Source organism: Micromonospora sp. WMMD956, from assembly GCF_029626125.1.
Classification (GTDB): Bacteria; Actinomycetota; Actinomycetes; order Mycobacteriales; family Micromonosporaceae; genus Micromonospora; species Micromonospora carbonacea.
The window spans coordinates 1,013,646-1,035,420 of the sequence record NZ_JARUBI010000005.1 but is presented as its reverse complement, the minus strand read 5'-3'; the positions used below and the strand labels follow the sequence as shown (position 1 = coordinate 1,035,420).

The following is a 21,775-nucleotide window of genomic DNA, read 5'->3' as shown; positions in this document are numbered from 1 at the left end:
ATGGCCACTCTCGCGTTGCGGTGATGACGCGGAGCCGTTGAGCGGGCGCACGCCTGGTCCCGGTCCTTGACAAACGGATTCGTCGGCTAGATCGAGCCGGCGGGAGTGACCGGTCGCGGCCCCGTCAGGTCGCCCGGGGAGGCGATGCCGGAGAGGTAGCTGTCCAGCATCGCCCGCCGCTGCGCGATCAGTTGTTCCTGGCGGGCCAGCCGGTCGCGGACCTGCCGGACCTGTTCGTACAGCGCGGAGCAGTCGCCCGTCGGGTGTTGGCCGCTGGAGCACGGGAGGATCTTCCGGATGACCTCCGACGGTAGCCCGGCGCTGTAGAGATCCTGGATGAAGGCGACCCGGAGCACCGCCTGCTCGCCGTACTCGCGGTATCCGTTGCCGAGACGGACGGCGGGCAGTAAGCCCTGCTCCTCGTAGTAGCGCAGCGCCCGGGTGCTCACGCCGGTGGCCTTGGCGAGTTCGCCGATCCGCATCCGGGATCCTCCGTTCGACCTTTACATTGAAGTCAACGTTAATTCGAGCGTCGTCCCGTGAGCAACACGGGAGGCGGTCACCTTCATGGTGACCAGACCTCGACACGTGGCGGTCGCCGAGGTTCGCATCCTGCCGACGGAGCAGCGGTGACCGGCGTCGGCCACGCCCTGGCCTCCCTCGTGGCCTGGCGGGGGCGTCTTACATGTCGTGCGCTGGTGGTGTGGCTGTCTTGGGGGTCTGGGGCGTCCGCTGGTCGACACTCTCCGGGGTTCGAGCATCAGCAACCTCAAGGAGCTGCGGCCGAGGTCCGGCCGCGACGTCGCTATCCGGCTTCTGTTCGTCTTCGATCCATGGTCGCAGGCGGTGCTGTTGGTCGCCGGCAACAAGGCCGGAGACTGGACGCGGTGGTACGAGAACGCGATCCCGATCGCCGAGGTCGCCTACGAGGGTTGGCTAGCCTTCGAGAGGAAGACGGAGGGAGGGCTGATGGTCGACTTCCATGGCTGGGACGACATCCGCGCCGAATTGCACGACGGGGACGACGACGCGCTCGACGCCGAACGCGCTCGCACCGAGGCGTGGGTCAGCGCGTTCCACCTCGCCGAGGAGCGCAAGCGTCTCGGTCTCACCCAGCGGCAGGTGGCCGAGCTGATGGGAGTCACGCCCGGTCGAGTGAGCCAGATCGAAAACGGCGACCTGGACGCCAACGAGGTGGCGACCCTCAGCCGGTACGCACGAGCGCTCGGTGCCCGGATGCGGATCATCTTCGACTACGGCAGCGATCTCCGTCAGATCGCCTGATCCCCGCGAGCCTCAGCTGACATCCCCTACGATGAGGCGAGTCGTTCGCATTGGTGACATCTCCGGCCCACTGCACTCGGTTTCAGCATGGCGGGGAGCCGTGGTCATCGCGATGAGTAGTCGGATTGGTCATGATTCTGACCGGTCGCTAAAGTGGTCGACATGGAGACCATTCCGATCACGGAAGCCAAGGCTCGGATCGCTGAACTCGCCGACCGGGTCGCGCGGGAGCATGATCACTTCACGATCACCCGTAACGGCCGGGCCGACGTGATGCTGATCTCGGTGGCCGAGTACGAGTCGATGCGGGAGACGTTGGACCTGCTGTCCGACGACGAGACCCTCGCGGACCTGCGCCAGTCGCGGGAGGATTTCGCGGCCGGCGACACGTTCTCGGTGGACGAGGTTCGTGCCGAGCTGGAGCGGCGTCGAAGCAGGGCGGCCTAATGCCTCCAGGAGGCAGGCGGTCCGACGACCACATCGACGAACCGCTCAGCCCGTACACGGTGATGTTCTCCCGTCAGGCTCGCCGCAACCTGCACGAGGACCTGCCGCTGGAGGTGGCGGTCGCGGCGACGGAGACCATCCAGCGGGCGATCGCGGTCAGCCCGCACCGGGTGGGCAAGCCTCTCGACGAACCCTTCGACGGCTTCCACTCCGCCCGGCGTGGCACCTACCGGATCGTCTACCAGATCAACGAGGCGAAACGAGTCGTGGAGATCCACTCGATCCGCCACCGGCGCGACGCCTACCGTTGATAGGACCCCTTTAGGGGCGGGTCTGACCGAGCCGCCTCCGAGCCGCCTCCGTGCCCCTGGCGGCATGACTCCTCAGCTGGGCTGACGGCGCTGCGAGCTGCCTGAGTTTGGTGGCAGCGATCACCGGCGATCGTGGCGGTGTGGTTCGCATGGTGGTGCCTCCGCCCCACCCGAAACAGATACCCCGGTCCCTCGCCGACCGGCGGCTGTTGATGCCGTTCGGCCGCCGCGACGTTCCGCCGCGACCGGTGTTGCCGCCAGCGCGCCAATCGTTCGAGGCCGTCCGCCTGTCGAGCATCGGGGTGGGGCGCGAGCCGACGAGTCGCGCCCAGGCCGACAGCGGTGCGCCCATTCCCAGCAGGGTGTCCCGCGCAGGGCCGGCGCGCACGCATCCGATCCTGCGCGCCAGGTCGGCAATTCTGATCCACCAAAGACTGTAATTTCGTGACAAACAGTAACCCGGTCCGCTCCGGGTGTCAGGTTTGCAGCGTTCAGATGGTGATAGGCGGCTACCGATCTCGACGCCAATCGTTTTACTGTCTGTGAGCACGGCATTGCAAAGGGGGAGAGGGGTCTTGTGCCACTCGCGCCCACGCTCGGCGTTCACGGAAGTTTCCCGCATGGTCGATGTCGGGCCGATGCCGCACCAAACCTGGGCCGCGTAAGAATCCCAGGCTCGCCAATGCCATTTCGTTGTTGATGCAAGCGTGTCCCCGAAAGGCGGCCGTACTCCGTCCCGTGCTGTCGTCATGTCGTGTCGAACCGGCTGTTCCGTGCGCGGAAACAGCCCGTCTCCACCGTGCCTCATGGTGTGCCAAGACGTAATGGACAGCCCGCTTGGGTTGAGCGGCCGACAAGACCTGCGATGGAGAGAGCGTGGACATTTCCTATGACTGCGACACCGCTCTGGCGTCGGCCGCGCCGAGGGCCCGTGCCATCTCGGCCGCGCGTGCCCTCGCACGGATCGCGGCCTACCCGACACTGGTCGTCGCCATGGTCGTGGTCGGCGTGGCCGCGCTGCGGTACGGGTGGAACCTCGGCGCCGTCAACTTCGCCTTTCTGGTCGGTTCGCTCACCTACTTCGCGATCCTTGAGCGCCTGATCCCGTACGAACCGGCCTGGCATCCGAGCCTGCGTGAATGGCGCTGGTACGGGACCTACTTTCTGCTCACGGTGCTCGGCGGCGGGCTGGCCCAGTTGCCGATCATGGCGTTGGTCGGGGTGGTCGCCGTGCCCCAGGGGTGGCTCCCGCTGTGGGCGGAGCTGCCGTTCGCGGTGCTGCTCGGCTCGCTGGCCAGCTATGTCATGCACCGGCTCGGGCACACCAACGCGTGGCTGTGGCGACTCCACGGGGTGCACCACGTGCCGGACAAGGTCAACGTCGGCAACAACGGCGTCAACCACATCTTCGACATCGTGCTCGCCCAGGGCGCGGTGCAGTTGGCGCTCGCCTTCGCCGGATTCTCCGAGCCGGCCGTGTTCGCCATCGGCTTGTTCGTCATCGTCCAGGGTTACTTCATCCACGCCAACATCGATGTGCGCATCGGTTGGCTGAACCATGTTTTCAGCAGCCCTGAGCAGCACCGTCTCCATCACAGCACGGACCTCGCCGAGGCCGGCAATTTCGGCTCCGATCTTTCCATCTGGGATCAGCTATTCGGCACCTTCACGTGGCGTTCGGGCCGCCGTCCGGCCGCGGTCGGGCTGCACGATCCCAAATCGTTTCCACCGACCGGTGAAATCGTCGCCAGCCTGTTGCACCCGTGGCGCTCCCGAGCCGGCGCCCGAGGTGCGCGTGGCTGACACCCCGCATGCGTGTCTTCCGTTCGTCCCGTCCGCGACCCAGAAGGACTCGACAATGACGTATTCCCGTGCTGCCGGTGCGCAAGAGCAGAACTCGTCGGGCGCCGGCGACTCGGAAAAGATCGCCATCATCGGTATCGGGTGTCGTATGCCCGGTGGCGCATCGGACTATCGGACCTTCTGGCAGAACGTCCTCGCCGGCAAGGACTGCATTACCGAAACGCCCGCGGATCGCTACGATATCGCCACGCTCGGTAGCCGGGACCGGGCCAAGCCGGGGCGGCTGGTCGGCGGTCGGGGCGGCTACATCGACGGAATCGCCGAATTCGACCCGGCCTTCTTCGGCATCAGCCCACGCGAGGCCGAACACATGGATCCGCAGCAGCGCAAGCTGCTGGAGGTCAGCTGGGAGGCGCTGGAGGACGGTGGGCAGAAGCCGGCGGAGCTGGCCGGACGGAACGTCGGGGTGTTCGTCGGCGCGTTCACCCTGGACTACAAGATCCTCCAGTTCTCGGACCTGAGCTTCGAGACCCTGGCGGCGCACACGGCGACCGGAACCATGATGACCATGGTGTCGAACCGCATCTCGTACTGCTTCGACTTCCGGGGCCCGAGCATGTCGATCGACACCGCGTGCAGTTCCTCCCTGGTCGCCGTGCACCTGGCCCGGCAGAGCCTGTTGCGCGGCGAGATCGACCTTGCGCTCGCCGGCGGGACACTGCTGCACCTGACCCCGCAGTACACCATCGCCGAGACGAAAGGCGGATTCCTGTCCCCGCAGGGCCGCTCGCGCACCTTCGACGCGTCGGCCGACGGGTACGTCCGGGCCGAGGGCGTCGGGGCGGTCGCGTTGAAGCGGCTGTCGGACGCGCTACGGGACGGCGATCCGATCCACGCGGTGATCATCGGCAGCGGCGTCAACCAGGACGGCCGCACCAACGGCATCACCGTGCCGAGCGCCGACGCCCAGGTCACCCTCATCGAGCGGGTGTGTGCCGAGGCCGGGATCGCCCCCGGCAGCCTCCAGTACGTGGAGGCGCACGGCACCTCCACCCCGGTGGGCGACCCCATCGAGGCCAACGCGCTGGGCCGGGCGCTGGCGATCGGCCGCCGGCCCGGGGAGACCTGCTACGTCGGGTCGGTGAAGACCAACATCGGGCACACCGAGTCGGCCGCCGGCGTCGCTGGCCTGATCAAGACCGCGATGTCCGTCAAGCACCGCGTCATCGCCCCGCACATCAATCTCGATCAGGTCAACTCGGAGATCGACCTGGCCTCCCTGCCGTTCGAGATCCCCACCGCGCCCACACCGTGGCCGCGGCACCGGGGGCCGGCCCGCGCCGGGGTCAACTCCTTCGGCTTCGGCGGCACCAACGCGCACGTGCTGATCGAGGAGGCACCACAACGGCCGACCCCGGCCGCGCCCCCGGCCGGCGCACCGGCGTACACGATCCTTCCCCTGACCGCGCGCGACCCCGCCGCCCTCCCGGAGCTCGCCGCAAGCATCCGCGAGGAACTGGCCGGGGCCGGCGGACCCGACGCCGTCGCGCTTGCCGATCTCGGTTACACGCTGGCCCGCCGTCGCCAGCACCACGAGCACCGCCTGTCCGTCGTGTATCCCACGGCGGCGGACGCGAGCCGGGCCTCGGTGGACGAGGCGCTGGGCGCCTACCTGCGCGGCGAGCCGCACCCACACGTGCTCACCGGCCACCGGCACGACGCGGCCGAGCGCGGGCTGGTCTGGGTGTTCACCGGCATGGGCCCGCAGTGGTGGGCGATGGGCCGCCAGCTCTACGCCGACGAGCCGGTGTACCGGGAGGCGGTCGACCGCTGCGACCGGGAGATCCGGCGGATCACCGGCTGGTCGTTGACCGACGAGCTGAACGCCGACGAGGCCGACTCGCGCATGGCCGAGACCTGGCTCGCGCAGCCGGCCAACTTCGCGGTCCAGGTCGGCCTGGCGGCCCTGTGGCGCAGCTACGGCGTACGTCCCGACGCGATCGTGGGGCACAGCACCGGTGAGGTCGCCGCCTTCTTCGAGGCCGGCGTCTACTCCCTCGAAGAGGCGGTCAGGATCGTCGTGCACCGCAGCCGGTTGCAGCAGAAGCTCGTCGGGACCGGCACCATGCTCGCGGTCGGGCTGACCGAGGCCGAGGCCGGGCAGCGGAGCCGGCGCTACGGCGGCCGGGTCTCCGTGGCCGCGGTCAACAGCCCCGGCGCGGTGACCCTCGCCGGTGACGAGAGCGCCCTCGCAGAGCTGGCCGCCGAGCTCGCCGCGGAACAGACGTTCGCCAAGTTCGTCGCGGTGCGCGTGCCGTACCACAGCGCCGCCATGGACATGATCAAGGACGAGCTGCTCACCTCGCTCCACGGCCTCGCCCCGCGCCCGACCCGGGTGCCCGTCTACCTCACCGGGCAGGACGGGGTGGCCCGCGGCCCCGAACTCGACGCCGACTACTGGTGGCGCAACGTCCGCGACAGCGTGCGGTTCCGTGGCGCGGTCGACCGGCTCGCCGACGACGGGTACCGCCTCTTTCTCGAGATCGGCCCGCACCCGGTCCTCGGCTACTCCATCCAGGAGTGCCTCGCCGGCAGGGGCCTGCAAGGTCGCACCCTGCCGTCGATCCGGCGCGGGGAGGACGAGCCGGCGCGCATGCTCCTGTCCCTCGCCGCCCTGCACAACCTCGGCGTGGAGATCGCCTGGGACGTCCTGCACCCGGCCGGAACGCCGGTGCCGCTGCCCCGCTACCCCTTCCGGCGCGACCGATACTGGGCGGAGCCGCGCCCCGTCGCGCAGGTCAGGCTCGGGCAGCGGGACCATCCGCTGCTCGGCCGGCGGTTGGCCAGCGCCGAACCCACCTGGGAGGTGCGGCTCGACACCGAGGACCTGCCGTACCTCGACGACCATCGCATCCAGGGAAACGCGGTGTTCCCGGCGGCCGGCTACCTCGAGATGGCGGCGCAGGCGGTCCGCGCGCTCACCGACGGCGGCGCGGCGACGCTGGCCGGCATCGAACTGCGCAAGGCCCTGTTCCTGTCCGCCAGCGAGTCCCGGACCGTGCAGCTGTCGGTGGCCGCCAACTCCGGCGAGTTCACCGTGGCCTCGATCGTCGCCGGCTCGTCCGAGCCTGCCGTGCACGCCACCGGCGCCCTGCTCGCCGGCCAACCCCGCCGGCGCGTCTCCCGGCTGGCCGTCGACGCGGTGACGCAACGCCTGGCACACCACCTCGACGGCGCGCGGTGTTACGCGGACCTCGCCGCCCTCGGCTACCACTACGGCCCGGCCTTCCGGGGGATCGAGCAGGTGTGGATCGGCCCGGGCGAGGCTCTGGCGCGGATCCGACCCCCGGCCGTGCTCGACGGCTCCGCCGCCGGCCACCACGTCCACCCGGTGCTGCTCGACGCCTGCTTCCAGACCCTGCTGACCCCGCAACTGCTCGACGCCGAAGATCCGGGCGACGGGCACACCGGCATCCGGCTGCCGCTGTCGATCGCGGAGGTCCGCCTCGACCCGGTCGGCGACCAGGCGCTGTGGGCACACGCGACGATCGTGCGGCGCGACGCCGACGAGCTGATTGGCGACATCGCGGTCTACGCCGACGACGGCACCCCGCTGGGCCACGTCGGAGGCTTCCGCGCCGCGGACGTGGAGAAGGCCACCGCCGCCGTCGGCGTCGGCACGATCGACAGCTGGCTCGCCGAGCTCCGGTGGGTGCGGCGGGAGCCGCTGGCCGACCCCGAGCCGCGACCCGGGAGCACCGACCTGGCCGGCGACCGGTGGCTGGTCCTCGCCGACCGGGACGGTCTGGCCGAGGAACTGGCCGATCTGGTGGCGGCCCGCGGTGGCCACTGCCACCTGGTACGGCCGGGACCCGGCTACCACCTCGACCGCGAGGGTGCGGGCTCGACCGTGCGGCCGGGCCACGCCGACGACATGCACCGCCTCCTCACCGAGTTGCGCGCGGCCGGCTCCGGACCGTCGCACGACGTCGTGCACCTGTGGGGCCTGGACCTGCCGCCGCTGGACCACGTCGCCGCCGGTGAGGTCGCCGGGCACACCAGCCTCGGCGTCTACTCCCTGGTGGCGCTCGCCCGGGCGCTACAGGCCCAGGGGACCGACGGCCGGCTGCACGTCGTCGCCAGGGGCACGCAGGCGGTGCGGGACACGGACCCGGTGCGGCCGCTGGGCGCGCCCGCCTGGGGCGTCTGCCGGGTGCTGCGCCACCAGGAACTGCTCAACCACCCGGGCAAGCTGGTCGACCTCGACCCGGCCGGCGGCCGGGACCGGGCCGCCCGACGGGCGGAGGCGGCGGCCCTGCTCCGGGAACTGGCCGTCGCCGACGAGGACGAGATCGCCCTGCGCGGCGACGGCCGGTTCACCAGCCGGTTGCGCCCGGCCGACGAGCTGACCCGCCCGCTGCCACTGCGCCTGCGCGCCGACGGCGCCTACCTGGTGACCGGCGCGTTCGGCGCGCTGGGCCGGCTGCTGTGCCGCACCCTCGTACGCCGGGGTGCCCGCCGGCTCGTCCTCCTCGGGCGCAGCCCGGTCCCGCCCCGGCAGCGGTGGGGCGAGCCGGGCTGGGACGACGCGACCCGCGACCGCATCGCCTTCCTCATGGAGTTGGAGATGCTCGGCTGCCAACCGGTCCTGGCCCGGCTCGACGTCACCGACGAGACCGCGATCACCGGCTGGCTGGCCGACTACCGCGCCAGCCAGGCACCGCCGATCCGGGGCGTGTTCCACCTCGCCGGCCAGGTCCGCGACACGCTGCTCGCCGACACCGACCGGGCGGCGTTCGACACCGCGTACGCCCCGAAGGTGCTCGGCGCCTACCTGCTGCACCGCCACCTGAGCGACGAGCCGCTGGAGCACTTCGTGCTGTTCGCCTCGATCGCCTCGCTGCTCACCACCGCCGGGCAGAGCAACTACGCCGCCGGCAACGCCTTCCTGGACGCGCTGGCGCAGCACCGCCGCGCCAGCGGGCTGCCGGCGCTGAGCCTGGACTGGGGGCCGTGGGCCACCGGCATGATCACCGAGCTCGGCCTGGTCCACCACTACCGGCACAGCCGCGGCATGAGCTCGCTGTCGCCGGAGGCGGGGATGGCGGTGCTCGAACGGGTGATCGGGCAGGACCGGGCGCAGTTGCTGGTGGCCACCATCGTGGACTGGCCGACCTTCCTGGCCTGGTACCCCTCCGTGCCGCCGCTGGTGGCCGACCTCGCCGTGACGGCGGCGCAGCCGCCGGACGCCGACCGCGACAGCTTCCTGGACGCGTTCCGCGCCGCCGACGCCGACCGGCGGCGGCTGCTGCTCGGAGAGCGGTTCACCGCGGTGGTGGCGGCCGTGCTCAGGGTGCCCCCGGAGCGGGTGGCCCCTTCGGCCAACGTCACCGCCCTGGGCCTGGACTCGCTGCTCGCGATGGAGCTGCGCGCCCGCGTCGCCGCCGAGATGCACGTGTCGCTGCCGGTGGTGGCGCTGCTCAGCGGCGCGCCGCTGGCCGACCTGATCGAGCAGGCGTACGAGGGACTGGTCGACCTGCTCGCCGCGGACACCGCCACGGGCGGCGCCGACGTGGAGGTGCACACCGACGAGCAGTGCTATCCGTTGACCCAGAACCAGCAGGCGCTGTGGTTCCTCAAGCAGCTCAACCCCGACGGCTTCGCCTACAACATCGGTGGCGCGGTCGAGGTGCGGGTCGAACTGGACCCGGAGTTGATGTTCGAGGCCGTCCGGGTCCTCGTCGCGCGCCATCCCAGCCTGCGTGCGAACTTCCTGCTCGAACAGGGCCGGCCGGTGCAGCGGATCCACCCGCAGGGCCGGGCGGACGTCGCCCTGTTCGACGTGCGCGACCAGGCGTGGGCCGACACCTACCAGACGATCATCCAGGAGTACCGACGCCCGTACGACCTCGAACGCGACCCGTTGGTGCGCTTCCGGCTGTTCCGGCTCGGCCCGCAGCGGTGGGTCATCATGAAGGCCGTCCACCACATCGTCTCGGACGCCATCTCCACCTTCACCTTCATCGAGGAACTGCTCGCCGTCTACGAGGGGCTGCGTCAGGGCAGACCCGCGCAGCTCCCTCCGGTGCCCGCCCGCTACCTGGACTTCCTCAACTGGCAGAACCGGTTCCTCGGCAGCCCGCAGGCCCGCAGGTCGCTCGACTACTGGCGGGCGCACCTGCCGGCTGAGGTGCCGATCCTCAACCTGCCCACCGACAAGCCACGTCCGGTGGTGCAGACCAACAACGGCGCGTCGGAGTTCTTCACCCTGGACCCGGGCCTGACCGCACGGGTGCACGCGATGGCCCGCGACCACAACGCGACAGTGTTCATGGTGCTGCTGTGCGCCTACTACGTCCTGCTGCACCGCTACTGCGGGCAGGACGACGTCATCGTGGGCAGCCCGGTGACCGGGCGGACGGAGGAGGAGTTCGCCTCGACCTACGGATACTTCGTCAACCCGTTGCCGCTGCGCGCGGACCTGTCCGGCGACCCCTCGATCGCCGATCTGCTGGCCCAGGTGCGCACCACGGTGCTCAACGGGCTGGACAACCAGGAGTACCCGTTCGTGCTGCTGGTGGAGCAGCTGGGCCTGCAACACGACCCGAGCCGCTCGGCGGTCTTCCAGGTGATGTTCATCCTGCTCACCCACAAGGTGGCGACCGAGAAGTACGGCTACCGGCTGGAGTACATCGAGCTGCCGGAGGAGGAGGGGCAGTTCGACCTGACCCTGTCGGTCTACGAGGACGAGGCCGACCATCAGTTCCACTGCGTCCTCAAGTACAACACCGACCTGTTCCTGCCGGAGACGGTGCGACGGATCGCGCGGCACTACGTCCAGCTGCTCGACACGATGACCCGGTCGGCGGCCGAGCAGCCGGTCCGCCGGCTGGAACTGCTCGGCACGGACGAGCGCGAACTCCTGCTCGACGACTGGAGCGGCGCACGGCGGCAGGCCCCGAGCGACACCCCGGTCCACGAGCTGGTCTCCAGGGTCGCCGCGCAGCGGCCGGACGCCGTCGCCGTCGTGGCGCCGGCCGGCTCCGGCGGCGCGGCCGCCACCCGCCGGCTCGACTACGCCACCCTGGAACGGCGCTCGCAGCAGCTCGCCCACCGGCTGCGCCACCTCGGTGTGCGCGACGGCGCGGTGGTCGCGCTCTGCCTGGACAAGTCCCCGGAGCTGGTCGTCGCGGTGCTCGCGGTGCTCCGGGCCGGCGGCGCCTACCTGCCGCTCGACGCCGACTATCCGCAGGAGCGGCTGGCGTACATGCTGCGCAACGCCGGGGCCGCCCTGGTGCTCGCCGACGGCGCGGCCCGCGACAGCCTCACCGAGGCGTCCGGTGCGGCTGCCCGGGTGCTCGACCTGCACGCGTTGCTGCGGGAGGCCGAGAACGAGCCCGCCGCCGCCCCCGACGTGCGCGTCAGCCCGGACGACCCCGCCTACGTCATCTACACCTCCGGTTCGACCGGTCTGCCGAAGGCCGTCCAGGTCACCCACCGCAACCTCGCCGCGGTGTACGGCGGCTGGCGGCAGGAGTACCGCCTCGACGAGGTGCGGGTGCACCTGCAGATGGCCAGCTTCGCGTTCGACGTGTTCGCCGGCGACCTCGTCCGCGCCCTCTGCTCCGGTGGCACCCTGGTCCTGGTCACCCGTGACCTGTTGTTCAACACCGACCGGCTGTACCGCACGATGGTCGGCGAACGCGTCGACTGCGGCGAGTTCGTCCCCGCCGTCGCCCGGGGGCTGCTCAGCTACTGCGAGCGGGAGGGGCGCCGGCTGGAGTTCATGCGCCTGTTGATCGTCGGCTCGGACGTCTGGACGGTCGAGGAGTACCAGCGCCTGGGCGCACTCGGCGGCCCGCACACCCGCGTGATCAACTCGTACGGCCTGAGCGAGGCGACCATCGACAGCACCTACTTCGAGGGCCCGCTGGACACCCTCGACCCCGGCCACGTCGTGCCGATCGGGCGGCCGTTCCCGAACAGCGCCGTCTACCTGCTCGACGAGCAGGGCGAACCGGTGCCGCCCGGTGTGCCCGGCGAGCTGTGGGTCGGTGGCCACGGCGTGGCGACCGGCTATGTCGGCGACGCCGAGCAGACCGGGCAGCGCTTCGTCACCCGGACGTTGAGCCGCCGGCCGGGTGCCGCCCCGGTGCGCCTCTACCGCACCGGGGACCTGGCCCGCTGGGGCGCCGGCGGCGTCCTGCACCTGCTCGGCCGGGCCGACACCCAGGTCAAGGTACGCGGACACCGGGTCGAGACCGGTGAGGTCGAGTCCTGTCTCAAGGCGCTGCCCAGCGTGGCGGAGGCGGTGGTGGTGGTCCGCCCGGACGCCGCGGGCGAGCCCGTCCTCTGCGCGTACTGCGTGCCGGCCGAGGGCGCGGTGCTGGACCGGCGGGAGCTGCGCAGCCACCTCGCCGACCACCTGCCCACGTTCATGATCCCGGCACACCTGGACCAACTGACGGCACTGCCGCTGACCCCCAACGGTAAGGTCGACCAGGCGGCGCTCCCGCCGCCCGGGCCCGACCCCGAGCAGGGGCGGTACGACCCGCCGGTGACGCTGTACGAGACCCGGATGGCCGAACACTGGCGGGCGCTGCTCGGCCTCGACGAGGTCGGGCTCCAGCAGGACTTCTTCGCGGTCGGGGGAAGCTCCATCAAGCTCGTCGAGCTGATCTACGGCCTCCAGGTCGAGTTCAACGTCGAGATCCCGGTCAGCCGCCTCTTCCAGATCACCACCCTGCACGGCATGTCGAAGACGCTGGAGCTCATCGTCACCGGCCGCCTCGCCGGCGGGCGGCCGTACCTGACGTTCAACCCGGCGGACCGACCGACGCTGTTCTGCTTCCCGCCGGCCGGCGGGCACGGCCTGGTCTACCGGCAGTTCGTCAGGCACCTGCCCGAGTACCACGTCGTGGGGTTCAACCACGTTCCCGGCGACGACAAGGTCGTCCGGTACGCGGACCTGGTCGACGAACTACAGCCGGACGGGGCCTGCCGGCTGCTCGGCTACTCGCTCGGCGGGAACGTCGCCTTCGAGGTGGCGAAGGAGCTCGAACGCCGGGGCCGGACGGTGCGGCACGTGATAATCGTCGACTCCTACCGCATCGGCGCGGAGTTCGAGTTCGGCCCGGAGCAGTTCGCGGCGTTCGAGCGGGAACTCGCCGAGCACCTGCGCCGGCACACCGGCTCGGAGATCGTCGCCCGGGAAACCCGGGAACAGGCCCGCGAGTACATCGGGTTCTGCGCCCGTACCCCGAACCTGGGCACCGTTGCGGCGCCGGTGACGGTGATCAGCGACCAGCACCGGGTGGAGTTCTACGCGGCGGGTGCGCACGGCAGCTGGTCCGGCGCGTCGCGCAGCCGGGACGGGCTGCTCGCCGGGTTCGGCACGCACGCCGAGATGTTCGACCAGGAGTACGTCTCCCGCAACGCCGGCCTGGTCCGTGACGTCCTCGCCGGCACCGACCACACCGCGACCCGCAACCCATCGCTCGCCCCGGTGGACTGACCATGGAGGAGACACCGACTATGCCAGGACCGAGCACCGCCAGGGAAACGATGATCATCATCGGTGGTGGTCTGGGTGGTCTCTCCACCGGCTGCTACGCCCAGATGAACGGCTACCGCACGCGGACGTTCGAGATGCACGAGCTGCCGGGCGGCTGCTGCACCGCCTGGGACCAGGGCGAGTTCACCTTCGACTGGTGCGTGAGCTGGCTGCTCGGCAGCGGGCCGGGCAACGACATGCACCAGATCTGGCTCGAACTCGGCGCGCTCCAGGGGAAGGAGATGCGCGACTTCGAGACGTTCAACATCGTGCGCGGCCGGGACGGGCGGACCGTCTACTTCTATTCCGATCCCGACCGGTTGCAGGAGCACCTGCTGTGGCACTCGCCCGCCGACGCGCGCCTCATCCGCGACTTCTGCGCCGGAATCCGCACCTTCAAGAAACTGCTCAACGCCTACCCGTTCCTCAAGCCGGTCGGCCTGATGCGGCCGTGGGAACGGTGGCGGATGCTCGCCGCCTTCCTGCCGCACTTCAACACCATCCGGAAGTCGATCACGACGCTGATGACCGACTACTCCGCCAGGTTCAAGGATCCGCTGCTGCGGGAGGCATTCAACTTCATCCTGTACGAGCGGCATGCCAGCTTCCCGGTGCTGCCGTTCTACTTCCAGCTCGCGGCGCACGCCGGGCGCACCGCCGGCGTGCCGCAGGGGGGGTCGCTGGGGTTGGCCCGCTCGATCGAGCAGCGCTACCTGCGCCTCGGCGGCGAGATCACGTACAACGCGAAGGTCGACGAGGTGCTGGTCGAGGACGACCGCGCCGTCGGCGTCCGGCTCAGCGACGGCAGTGAGCACCGCGCCGACATCGTCGTCGCCGCCTGCGACGGTCACACGACGGTCACCAGGCTCCTCGGCGGCCGCTACCTCAACGAGACCTACCGGCGTCTCTACACCGAGACCATCGACGAGCCCGGCCAGGTCTACCCCGGGTACGTCAGCGCGTTCTTCGGCCTCAACCGGCCCTATCCGGACGCCGACCCGTGCACCACCCACCTGCTGACCCCGCAGGAGGCGACGGACCTGGTCGGCGTCGGCGAACACCCCAGCATCAACGTGCAGTTCCGCAGTCGGCACTATCCCGAGCTCTCCCCGGCGCAGACCTCGATCGTGTTCGTCACCTTCTTCTCCGACACCGACGTCTGGCGGCAACTGGTGGAAGGACCGGAACAGGCCAGCCGGGTGCGCAAGGGCGAACTGCTGCACACCCTGCGGGTGCGGCGGGGCCGGGCGTACTACGCCGCGAAGCGACAGGTGCGCAACGCCCTGCTCGGCCTGCTGGACCAGCGCTACCCGGGATTCGCCGACGCGGTCGTCGCCCACGACATCGCGACGCCGCTGACCCAGATCCGCTACACCGCCAACTACGCCGGCTCGATCGCCGGCTGGCAGCCGTTCGTCGACGGCGGCGAGACGATGGAGAAGGAACTGGAGAAGCACGGCCCGGTGCTGCCCGGGTTGGCCAACTTCTACCTGGCCGGCGTCTGGACCACGATCGGCGGCCTCATCCGGGCCGCCGCCAGCGGCCGGCATGTCGTGCAGTTCATCTGCCGCGACGACGGCCGGCCCTTCACGGCCCACGTCGACGACGCGGCGCCGCCGCCCACGCAGGTGGTGGTGCCCGTGCCGGCCAAGTCCTCGCCGGCCTCCGCGGCCGAGGGGCACCCGTCCGTCCTCACCCGGCAAGGAGCCTGAGTTGAAGTTCGAGAAGTGGGTCGTGCGCGAGCATGTCGACGGCGTCCCGGACGCCGGCCGGATCTACGAGAAGGTGATCGAGGAGGCGCCGGTCGCGCTGGGCGACGACGAGATGCTGTTCCAGACCCGGTACGTCTCCGTCGACCCGTACCTGCACGGGCTCGCGCTGGAGACGCCGGTCGGGCAGCACATGGTCGGCGACTCGATCATGGAGGTGGTCGAGGCCGGGCCGGACGCCCGTTTCCAGGTGGGCGACCTGGTCCAGGGCTACGGCGGCTGGCGCAGCCACGTCGTCGGCACCGGCGGCGAGGTGCTGTGGCAGGGGGAGACGTTCCCGATGGTGTTCCCCGCCTACCGCAAGTTGAATCCGCAGCACTACGACGATGTGCTGCCGGTGACGACGGCGCTGGGGATCATGGGAGGGCCCGGCGTGACCGCGTGGGGCACGCTGGCGCACTTCATGACGGTCCGCCCGGGTGACACGGTGGTGATCAGCGGTGCCTCGGGCGCCATCGGGACGCTGGTCGGGCAGCTCGCCAAGCGGCTCGGCGCCCGCGTGGTGGGCAGCACCGCGTCCGTGGAGAAGGTCCCGTTCCTCACCGAACTCGGCTTCGACGCCGTGGTCGAGTACCGGCACGGTGACGAGCCGGGACGGGTGCGGGAGAAGCTGGTCGAGGCAGCCCCGGACGGCGTCGACAAGTACTTCGACAACCTGGGCGGCACGATCACCGACATGGTCTTCACGATGCTGAACGTGCACAGCCAGGTGGCTGTCTGCTGGCAGTGGTCCACCCAGGTGGGCCGCGAGCAGACCGGGCTGCGCCTCCTGCCGATGATCATGTATCCCCGGACGACCATCCGCGGCATCTTCGCCCACGAGTGGTTCACCGAGGAGAACCTGTCGAGGATGCGCGACGAGCTCGGCGGCATGATCCGTCGCGGGGAGCTGACCTACCAGCAGACCGTCCACCACGGCTTCGACGAGATACCCAACGCCTACCACAGCCTCTACCACGACCGGGGAGGAAACCGGGGCAAGGTCCTGGTCGCCGTGTAGCGGCAGGAATGTCGTCGGTGCCCGGCTGAACTGCCCGAACGCCGCAGGCCACGGCGGATGCCGTGGCCCTGCCGCCGACTGCGTATCCGGAGTGGTGGACGCGTGGGTCAGTCCTGGCCGGGGCTGGCTACGGGCAGCCCTGCCTCCTTGGCGCATTCGAGCAGTCGCCGGTCGTAGGTGACGAAGGCGATGAGTGCCGTTCCGGACTCGTTGGTCAGAAGCTGGGCGGTGGCCAGATGGATGGCGTCGAGGCTGCGCAGGGTCGGCTCGCCGAACGCGGCCGCGGTTGCGCGGATCGTGCTGTCGATCTCCAGTCGGAAGAGCCGTCCGACTGCCGCCGGCACGCCGATCAAGGCTTGCGGCGCCGACCGGCGCAACGCTCGGGGCACTTCCACCTCGACGAGCGCGGAGGAGACCAACGGCGCATCGTCGTGAGCGTTGAGCCAGGAGACAAGGTCGGCACTGAAGGCCTCCTGCCGGACCAACTTGACGACGGCGGCGGAATCGAGGTAGATCACCAGCGCTCCTCGTCGCGCATCGCGGCGAGCGTGGCGGCTACGTCCACATCCTCGTCGCCGAGCTTCGGTGGAAGCGGAACAGGGCCGCCGCCGGTCGGGGCGACGGCCCGCCCCGCAGCCACCAGCCTGGCTAGCGTCGACCGGTCGTCACCAACTGGAACAAGCCGGGCGATCGGATGCCCGCGGTCGGTGATCTCGACGGTCTCGCCGCCGCTCACCCGGGCCAGCACCTGGCTCGTGTTCTGGTTCAGCTCCCGGACACCGATGCGCTCCATGGGCAAAGTGTAGAACGAGATGTTCTACCTTTCCAGCTCCTGGCGTCAGCAGGGCGGTCTCGTTCGGGCGCGCCGGGACGAGCTCGTCCATCACACCTTGAGGACGTCCACGTCGTACAGCGCTATCGATGCGTCGCGGGTGGCCAGCGTCAGACCCTCGGTGATCGCCTGCGCCACCAGCATGCGGTCGAAGGGGTCGCGGTGGTGGGGCGGCAGGCGGCCGGCGGCGATGGCGTGGGCATGGGTCACCGGGAGCTCACGGAAGCCCATCTCCCTTACCCGCTCGGCGAGGTCAGGCGGCCCGACGAGCTTTCCCGCGCCCTGCTTGATGGTGATCTCCCACAAGGTGACGGGGGAGAGAAAGATGTCTGGGTCGTGGCGAAGCTGGTCGAGGAAATCGACGCCGAGGGTCGCATCACCGGTGATGGCCCAGAGCACGACGTGCGTGTCCAGCAGCAGGGTCATGCGCCGATGCCGAAGCCGGCGGCGATCTCGGCGTTGGTCTGGGGGGAGTCCCAGTCGCCGGAGAGGTCCACCTGTCCGGCGAGGGAGCCGACCGCGGTGCGGTTGGCCCGTCGTACGAGCGGCACCACCTTCGCCACCGGGGTGCCGGCCCGGTCGATGATGATCTCTTCGCCGCGTTCCACCCGTTCGATGATGCGTGACAGGTGGGTCTTGGCATCATGCATGTTGTAGTGCACGGCTTCAGCCGACATCATTCGACCTCCTCGTTTAGCTAACAACTTAGTCGACTCGACCCGATGGCGTCACCGGTGCACCAGATGGGCTGCGCAAACTCGTCGGTAGCGGGTCGCCGGCCGTGGAACTCGACCACTGCCGACGTGTCCTGGTCAGCCCGTCGGCTGGCCCACCGACCCTTGCCCAGGCGGACGGACCGCTTCTCGAACTCCTCGCGAAGTAGCGGGTGCCCGGCCGGTGAGCCTCGGTTCCCGGGTGTCGGCCGGCACGACCAGCGGCGCGCCGGTGACCGGGTCGGGGACGACCTGGTTCGGCATCCCGAAGACCTCGGTGACGAGTCCGCTGCCGACCGTCGTGGCGGGCGGGCCCTCGGCCACGATCCGGCCGTCGCGCATCGCGACGAGGTGGGTGGCGTACCGGGCGGCGTGGTTGAGGTCGTGCAGCACGGCCACGACGGTGCGGCCCTGGGTGACCAGGCGGTGCAGCACGTTGAGCACGTCGATCTGGTGGGCGACGTCCAGGTAGGTGGTGGGCTCGTCGAGCAGCACGAGCGGCGTCTCCTGGGCCAGCACCATGGCGATCCAGGCGCGTTGCCGCTGCCCGCCGGAGAGCTCGTCGGCCCGGCGGTCGGCCAGGTCGGTCGTGCCGGTCGAGTCCAGGGCCGCTTCGACGGCCGCCTCGTCGGCCCGGGAGAAGCGGCGGAGCACCCGCTGGTGGGCGTAGCGGCCCCGACCGACCAGCTCCCGGACGGTGATCCCCTCGGGCGCGGTCATGGTCTGCGGCAGCAGCGCGAGCCGGCGGGCGCGTTCCTTCGCCGGCAGGGCGACCAGGTCCGAGCCGTCCAGCAGGACCCGGCCCGCGGCGGGGCGGAGCAGCCCGGACAGCGCCCGCAGGAGCGTCGACTTGCCGCACGCGTTCGGGCCGATGAGCACGGTGAACGAGCCGTCCGGCACCGCGAACGACAGCTCCTCGCTGACGATCCGCTGGTCGTAGCGGAGGGTGACGCGTTCCGCGCGGAGGCGGGCGTTCAGTTGGTCGACCATCGGTTCCTCCTGAACTCGTGGACGAGCAGCCAGAGCAGGTACGCGCCGCCGAGGGTGACCGTGACGACCCCCACCGGCACGGTCAGCGGGATCACGTGCTGGGCGACCAGGTCGGCGCCGAGCAGCAGCGCCGCCCCCACCCCGGCGGTGGCGGCGAGCGGCAGGCCCGGTGCCCGGACGAGCCGGCGGGCGATCTGCGGGGCGGCCAGGGCCACGAAGGAGATCGGGCCGGCGACGGTGGTGACGGCGCTGACCAGGACGACCGCGACCAGGACGAGGGCGGCGCGGTCCCGGTCGACCGCGACCCCGCTGGCGGCGGCGACGTCGTCGCCCAGTTCGAGCTGGGCCAGGGCCGCCGCCCACAGGGGGGTGACCGCCAGCAGCGCCAGGACCACCCCGGCGGCGGGCCAGACCACCTCGGCGGTGGCGGTGTTGAGGGAGCCGGCGCCCCAGGCGGCGGCGAAGAGCGCCGTCTCCAGGTCGGCGCGGAGCAGCAGCCAGGTGTTGGTGGCGGCGAGCATCGAGGAGACCCCGACCCCGACGACGATGAACCGGAACCCGGAGAGGCCGTCGCGGTAGGCGAGCAGGTAGATCGCCAGGGCGGCCAGCAGGCCACCGGCGAGCGAGCCGAGCATCAGCAGGTGCCAGCCGCCGCCGAGCAGCAGCAGGGCGATCAGCATGCCGCAGAACGAGCCGTTGGCCAGGCCGATGATGTCCGGGCTGGCCAACGGGTTGCGGGTGATGGTCTGGAAGATCGCGCCGGCGACGCCGAGCGCCGCGCCGAAGGCGATGGCGGCGGCGACGCGGGGCAGCCGCCACTCCAGCACGACGGTGCGGGCCAGCCCGCCGGTCCGGCCGCCGAGCACGCCGAGGACCTCGTCGAAGCGGAGCGGGAAGTCGCCCAGCCAGAGGCCGACGACCGCCAGCGCGGCGACGACGAGCGCGGCGACGGCGCAGACGGCGGCCTCGCGTACGCCGACGGCCACGTGGGCGCGGTCGGTGCCGAGCACCAGCCGGCGGCGGTCGGCGGCGCGGCGGACCGGCCGGCTCCCGGCGCTCACAGCGCGGTGGCCCGTCGCCGCCGGGCCAGCGCGATCAGCACCGGCGCGCCCACGAACGCGGTGACGATGCCGACCGGCATCTCGCTGGGCAGGACGGCGATCCGGCCGAGCACGTCGGCGAGCAGCACCAGGATCCCGCCGGCCAGCACGGATCCGGCGAGGATCCGGCGCTGGTCGGTGCCGACGCCCCAGCGCACCAGGTGCGGCACCACGAGCCCGACGAACGAGATGGGGCCGGCGACGGCGCTCGCCCCACCGGCGAGCAGGGTCACCGCGCCCAGCACGAGCAGCCGGGTCCGGACGAGGCTGACGCCCTGCGCGGCGGCCAGGTCGGGGCCGAGCGCGAGCGCGTTGAGGCTGCGCGCCGCGACCAGCGCCGCGACCAGCCCGGCCACGATCAGCGGCAGCACCGGCAGCACCACGGCGGTGTCGCGTTCGAGCAGGCTGCCGGCGTTCCAGCCGCGCATCCGGTCGAAGGTGTCGGGGTGGGTGAGGGTGACCGCGGTGGTCAGCCCGGACAGCACCGCGCCCGCCGCCACGCCGGTCACCAGCAGCCGGGTGGGGGTGGCCCGCAGGTCGGCGGCGCCGCCGACGGCGTACACGGCGAGGGCGACCAGGAGCGCGCCCAGCAGGGCGAGCCACATGTAGCCGGCCGGCGAGGTGACCCCGAAGAAGGCGATGCCCACGGCGACGAACGCCGCGGCTCCGGCGTTGACGCCGAGGATGCCCGGTTCGGCGAGCGCGTTGCGGGTGAACGCCTGCATCAGGGCGCCCGCGAGCCCGAGCGCGGCGCCGACCAGCAGCCCGGCCAGGGTGCGCGGCAGGCGCTGCCCCCAGACGACGTACTGCGCGGCGTCGGTGCCGGCGCCCCGCAGCGCCGCCCAGACGTCCGACGGGGGCACCGGGTTCGCGCCCACGAAGATCGACAACACCAACGACCCGAGGAGTACGGCGACCGCGCCGGCCAGCCACCGCCGGGTGGTACGGCGACGCGCGGCACGGCCGTGGACCGGCCGTGCCGCGCGGGCGGATGCGGTGGTGGTCAACTCGACGCGGCGAGGATGCGTTCGAGGTCGTCGAGGACGGCCTGCCCGCCGACCGTGCCGACCCCGGTGATCCAGAAGGACTGGTCGACCAGGTGCAGGCGGGGGAAGGCGGCGGCGTTGGTGTCGACCGAGGCCGGGATGGTGCTGCGGTCGTTGACGTCGACGGTGGTGACGAAGACGTGGTCGGCCTTGGCCTCCAGCACCCGCTCGGGGGAGATGTCGACCGAGATGGAGTTCTCCCAGTCGCGCTGGGGGGTCTTGAAGCCGACGCACTCCAGCGTGCTGCCGGCGAACGAGGTGGGCCCGTACAGCGTGAGGACGCCGTCGCGGGGGCGGATGAGCTGCGCGGTCTTCCCGGCGGTGCCGAACTTCTTGGCGATCTCCGCGCACCGCTGCTGGTAGCCGGTGAGCAGCTTGCCGGCGGAGTCCGCGCCGCCGAGCGCGGTGGCGGTGAACGTCACGTTGTCCTGCCACGGGTCGGCCTGGGACGCCATGAAGACGGTCGGGGCGACGTCGGTGAGCTGGTCGTAGAGGGCGGAGTGGCGGGACTCGGTGCCGATGATCAGGTCGGGCTTGAGGGCCGCGATCTTCTGCACGTTGGGTTCCTGGACGGTGCCGACGGTGGTGATGCCGGCGGCCTTGTCCCCGAGGTACTTGGGCACGCCCGCGGCCTCGTTGAGCACGGCCGCGCCGACCGGGGTGATCTCCAGGGCGATGGCGGTGTCGAGCTGCACCGGTTCGAGGACGACGACCCGGGTCGGCGTGGCCGGCACGTCGGTCTTGCCGCGCGCGTGCTCGACGCTTCTGGTGTCGCCGACGCTGCCCGCCGGGTCGGAGTCGGCGGAGCCGCAGGCGGCCACGACGAGCGCCGTCGCCGAGGCGACCGTGAGGGCGAGGAGACGTCGGCGGGCTGTTCGAGGGGGTGTCGAGCGCATGGTGCAGGTTCCCGTCTGGTGACTTACGGTG

The 21,775-nt window shown here is 71.1% G+C and carries 16 protein-coding genes and 1 pseudogene; 8 read left to right on the top strand and 9 right to left on the bottom strand.

The genetic code is table 11. The features are described from left to right. Positions 1-86 precede the first annotated feature (86 nt). On the bottom strand, positions 87-482 hold the full coding sequence (locus tag O7628_RS04785; RefSeq protein ID WP_278128640.1) for a MerR family transcriptional regulator: 396 nt from the start codon (positions 480-482) through the stop codon (positions 87-89). A gap of 235 nt (positions 483-717) precedes the next feature. On the opposite strand from O7628_RS04785, the pseudogene O7628_RS04780 reads away from it, so the two are divergent. The 8 genes and pseudogenes from O7628_RS04780 to O7628_RS04745 all read left to right on the top strand — a co-directional run. After that, positions 718-939 (top strand): annotated as a pseudogene (locus O7628_RS04780) (type II toxin-antitoxin system RelE/ParE family toxin); the annotation flags it as partial. Between the two features lie 30 nt (positions 940-969). Further along, positions 970-1,284, top strand: coding sequence for a helix-turn-helix transcriptional regulator (locus tag O7628_RS04775; protein ID WP_278136214.1), 315 nt, complete (start codon positions 970-972; stop codon positions 1,282-1,284). 162 nt (positions 1,285-1,446) lie between these two features. Next, positions 1,447-1,731 carry a type II toxin-antitoxin system Phd/YefM family antitoxin gene (locus tag O7628_RS04770; protein ID WP_077938803.1) on the top strand — a complete coding sequence of 95 codons (285 nt, stop codon included), beginning with the start codon at positions 1,447-1,449 and terminating at the stop codon, positions 1,729-1,731. A gap of 62 nt (positions 1,732-1,793) precedes the next feature. Then, positions 1,794-2,042 (top strand): type II toxin-antitoxin system RelE/ParE family toxin, encoded by a 249-nt coding sequence (locus tag O7628_RS04765; protein ID WP_278136213.1) that lies wholly within the window; start codon positions 1,794-1,796, stop codon positions 2,040-2,042. Between the two features lie 876 nt (positions 2,043-2,918). Continuing rightward, complete coding sequence (locus O7628_RS04760) at positions 2,919-3,845, top strand: sterol desaturase family protein (protein ID WP_278128636.1); 927 nt, start codon at positions 2,919-2,921, stop codon at positions 3,843-3,845. Between the two features lie 55 nt (positions 3,846-3,900). Continuing rightward, complete coding sequence (locus tag O7628_RS04755) at positions 3,901-13,359, top strand: non-ribosomal peptide synthetase/type I polyketide synthase (protein ID WP_278128634.1); 9,459 nt, start codon at positions 3,901-3,903, stop codon at positions 13,357-13,359. 20 nt (positions 13,360-13,379) lie between these two features. Next, a complete protein-coding gene (locus O7628_RS04750; RefSeq protein ID WP_278128633.1) occupies positions 13,380-15,110 on the top strand; it encodes an NAD(P)/FAD-dependent oxidoreductase in 1,731 nt (576 codons plus the stop codon). Position 15,111: 1 nt separating this feature from the next. After that, positions 15,112-16,167 carry an NADP-dependent oxidoreductase gene (locus tag O7628_RS04745; protein WP_278128632.1) on the top strand — a complete coding sequence of 352 codons (1,056 nt, stop codon included), beginning with the start codon at positions 15,112-15,114 and terminating at the stop codon, positions 16,165-16,167. 107 nt (positions 16,168-16,274) lie between these two features. Here O7628_RS04745 and O7628_RS04740 read toward each other — a convergent pair whose 3' ends face one another. The 8 genes from O7628_RS04740 to O7628_RS04705 all read right to left on the bottom strand — a co-directional run bounded on the left by O7628_RS04740 (position 16,275) and on the right by O7628_RS04705 (position 21,744). Next, positions 16,275-16,685 carry a type II toxin-antitoxin system VapC family toxin gene (locus O7628_RS04740; protein WP_278128630.1) on the bottom strand — a complete coding sequence of 137 codons (411 nt, stop codon included), beginning with the start codon at positions 16,683-16,685 and terminating at the stop codon, positions 16,275-16,277. Further along, on the bottom strand, positions 16,682-16,960 hold the full coding sequence (locus O7628_RS04735; RefSeq protein ID WP_278128629.1) for a type II toxin-antitoxin system prevent-host-death family antitoxin: 279 nt from the start codon (positions 16,958-16,960) through the stop codon (positions 16,682-16,684). Before O7628_RS04735 ends, O7628_RS04740 begins: the two co-directional genes overlap by 4 nt. A gap of 90 nt (positions 16,961-17,050) precedes the next feature. Continuing rightward, positions 17,051-17,425 carry a type II toxin-antitoxin system VapC family toxin gene (locus tag O7628_RS04730; RefSeq protein WP_278128627.1) on the bottom strand — a complete coding sequence of 125 codons (375 nt, stop codon included), beginning with the start codon at positions 17,423-17,425 and terminating at the stop codon, positions 17,051-17,053. Then, positions 17,422-17,676, bottom strand: a complete 255-nt coding sequence (locus tag O7628_RS04725; RefSeq protein WP_278136212.1) for a type II toxin-antitoxin system prevent-host-death family antitoxin — start codon at positions 17,674-17,676, stop codon at positions 17,422-17,424. The genes O7628_RS04730 and O7628_RS04725 overlap by 4 nt, the downstream gene beginning before the upstream one ends. Before the next feature lie 135 nt (positions 17,677-17,811). Continuing rightward, positions 17,812-18,690: an ABC transporter ATP-binding protein gene (locus O7628_RS04720; RefSeq protein WP_278136211.1), complete on the bottom strand. Its 879-nt coding sequence runs from the start codon at positions 18,688-18,690 to the stop codon at positions 17,812-17,814. Then, positions 18,687-19,763: an iron chelate uptake ABC transporter family permease subunit gene (locus O7628_RS04715; RefSeq protein WP_278128625.1), complete on the bottom strand. Its 1,077-nt coding sequence runs from the start codon at positions 19,761-19,763 to the stop codon at positions 18,687-18,689. Before O7628_RS04715 ends, O7628_RS04720 begins: the two co-directional genes overlap by 4 nt. Beyond that, positions 19,760-20,809 carry an iron chelate uptake ABC transporter family permease subunit gene (locus O7628_RS04710; RefSeq protein ID WP_278128623.1) on the bottom strand — a complete coding sequence of 350 codons (1,050 nt, stop codon included), beginning with the start codon at positions 20,807-20,809 and terminating at the stop codon, positions 19,760-19,762. The genes O7628_RS04715 and O7628_RS04710 overlap by 4 nt, the downstream gene beginning before the upstream one ends. Further along, a complete protein-coding gene (locus O7628_RS04705; protein ID WP_278128622.1) occupies positions 20,806-21,744 on the bottom strand; it encodes an iron-siderophore ABC transporter substrate-binding protein in 939 nt (312 codons plus the stop codon). Before O7628_RS04705 ends, O7628_RS04710 begins: the two co-directional genes overlap by 4 nt. Positions 21,745-21,775 lie beyond the last annotated feature (31 nt).